The 2,872-nt window shown below is 66.1% G+C and carries 1 protein-coding gene; it reads left to right on the top strand.

The genetic code is table 11. The features are described 5' to 3' along the window. Positions 1-430 precede the first annotated feature (430 nt). Positions 431-2,872: NACHT domain-containing protein (locus VGS97_RS22335; RefSeq protein ID WP_326855578.1), on the top strand; the 2,442-nt coding region annotated here is incomplete at its 3' end.

Raw genomic sequence — 2,872 nt, 5'->3', positions numbered from 1 at the left:
ACCACCAGCCGCACAGCAACGTCGACTACGGCGACGAGCGGGCCAAGGGACTCCAGAAGCTCCTGGAAGCCGACCTGTAAGAACCCTGCGGCCAACTGCCCAAGGCCGACCGTCGACCTCCCGACGGTCGGCCTTTCCACGCCGAAGCGTCCGTCCACCAGGGCGCTGCGATACAGGTCGGCGCGCAAGCCCAGCTGGCCACTGAGACCTTACTGGCCTGGGCCGCCGAGCAACACCGGCAGCCCGCCGGCGGCATTCGCATGGTGTACTTGCGCAACCCCGCCAATCAAGGCACCGGGCCGGACTGCGATCTCGTTCTCCCCTTTCGCTGACGATTGATGAGTCGCGACAGATTTGACATTTACGCATCCCCGTGATGAACGCGCTCTACAATCATCACGCAACGTTCTGATTCATCGACGATCGGAATGTGGGGGGATACGTGCAGCAATGGCCTCGTGCTGACATCCTGACGCTCTTGGGCATCGTCGCGGCGGTCGCGATCGCGTTGGCGACTCCACTGCGCAGGGTGCTCATCCGGCTTGCCGACCGAATCGCGTTCGAGTTGGGTTTCCCGGCCCGGCGGTACCGGCGGAAGTTCAGCGAGCGGTACCGCTACCTGGAAAACGTGTACCTCGACAAGAAGGAACGCCTCGACCTCGGCGGCACATACGTGGCGCTCTCCGCCGTAGGCGGCTCGGCGGACCCGCAGAACCGGACGATCGCCACCACAGTGCTCGCCGACCGGAACAACCGGCGCCTCATCATCACCGGGGCGCCGGGTTCCGGGAAGTCGACGCTGCTCAAGGCGTACGCCGTCGGCACCACGCGCTCCCGCAAGCGCCCGGAAGGCAGCGCCGACCTGCTCAAGATCGGACACACCAGGGAGATCCCGTTCTTCGTCCAGCTGCGCCGGCTCACCGGCCCGGTCTGGGACCACCTGGTCGACGAGATCCTGGTCTCAGACTTCGGATTCAAGAAGCCGGAGGCGGAGAAGTTCCTGCGCCGGCTGCTGGCCAAGGGCCACTGCCTGTTCCTGCTGGACGGCCTCGACGAGGTCCCCGACGACCGGTACCAGGACGTCCGCGACACGGTCCTGCGCTTCATCGGCGACTACAACCCCGAGCGACCCACCGCGAACGCACGCGCCGTGCTGACCTGCCGCCGCCAGAACTTCACGCCGCAGGAGTGGACCTCGTTCTCCGAGGTCGAGCACGTCCTGACGCCGATGCAGGATGCCGAGATCCTCAGCTATCTGATGAACCGGCGCAAGGACTTCACCGAGCGACGGATGACGCCGGAACGTTTCTTCACCGCGATCGAGGGCTCGGCCACCTTCGACCTGCATCGCACGCCGCTGGTCCTGGCGATGTCCGTCGGCCTCTACCTGGAGCGGCAGATCGATGCCGTGCCGAACTCGATCTCAGCACTCTACGAAGCCATGATCCGCACGATGCTGGACCGCCACAAGTTCATTCCGGACGGCACGCCGGTCAACGTCTTCACCCGGGACGACAAGGAGAAGTTCCTCCAGCGGTTCGCGCTGACCATGGCCGAGCGCCCGCACGCGTTCCAGGACTTCAGCGGCGAGGAACTGGCGACCGAGGCGAAGCGGCTGGCGCCGAGCCTGCGGCGGGTGCGCCCGGAACAGGCGCAGGCGTTCGTGGACGAGATCGTGAACAGGTCGGGGCTGCTCAACCAGATAGCACCGGGCTCTTACACGTTCGCGCACCGCTCGATCCAGGAGTACCTCATCGCGGCGCAACTGCGGGACCGCGAGCCGAACGGCGCCGACCAGCTCCTCGCCCGCACGACCGACCGCGAGTGGCACCAGGTCGTGCTCTTCTTCGCGGCAGGCCACACCGCCGTCGTGGAGGACTTCGTCACCAGGTTGTACGCGGTCGACCGGGAGCTGGCGATCCGCTGCCTGGCGAACGCCGAGACCCAGAACATCAACACCCTGACACAGAGGATGCTGGCGGGCTTCACGGACGAGACGCTCGCCGCGCCGGACTTCGACGCGATCGTGTCGACCCGCCTGGCGGCGATCCTGTACGCGTGCCGGGCGGTCCCCGAGCCGGTGCGGGACAAGGCGATAGCGTGCGCCGACCTGCTCATGCACCGCATCAACGTGGCGCACTTCGCCTCGATCGTCGGCGGCGACGACAACCTGCTCAGAGTACTGACAGAGTTGGTCGCGACGAACGCCACCAAGGTCGCCTCGCTGGTACCGCAGCTCGCCGAGTCGATGCCGGACGACCCGAAGCTGGTGCCGGTGCTGTGGCGGTGTCTGAACGTGCTGGACCACCAGGCGTCGCCAGACGCGTGCCGGAAGTTGATCGCTCGGCTCATGGTGATCGCGATGGAGCCGTCGTGCTTCACCGTGCTGGAGGCACAGCCGCGGCTGCGTCCGGCGGTCATCACCGACGCGCTGCGGAAGAAGGCCTATCCGTTCGAGGACGCGCTGCCGGTCGCAGAGTCGAACCTGGTGACGCTGCTGGCCTGGGCCGAGATGCTCACGGTGGTGCCGGGCAAGAAGAACCTGTTCCTTGAGGCGAAGGCCGCCGGGCCACAGTGTTTCACCAACCTGGAACGGGACAACCGGCGGACGATCAGATTCAATCTGTACCACTTGGCCACCGTGTTGTCAGCGCTCATTTCCGCGCTCGCGACGGCCAACGTGACGCGGATTGCGATAATTCGCCCGCGTTCCTTCCTCGAACCGCACGGCTGGTGGAACGTGGCGCTCTTCGTCCTCCCCGCGATGCTCGGCCTCGGGCTGGCGCTTCTGGGCGACTTCTTCGTGCCGCTCCTGAAGGTTCCCGAGACGGACAACAGGACTGGACTATGGACGGACCGGGTGACCAACTTC

This window comes from Actinocrinis sp. (assembly GCF_035946395.1).
GTDB lineage: Bacteria > Actinomycetota > Actinomycetes > Streptomycetales > Catenulisporaceae > Actinocrinis.
This window is presented reverse-complemented; position numbering and strand designations above follow the sequence as displayed.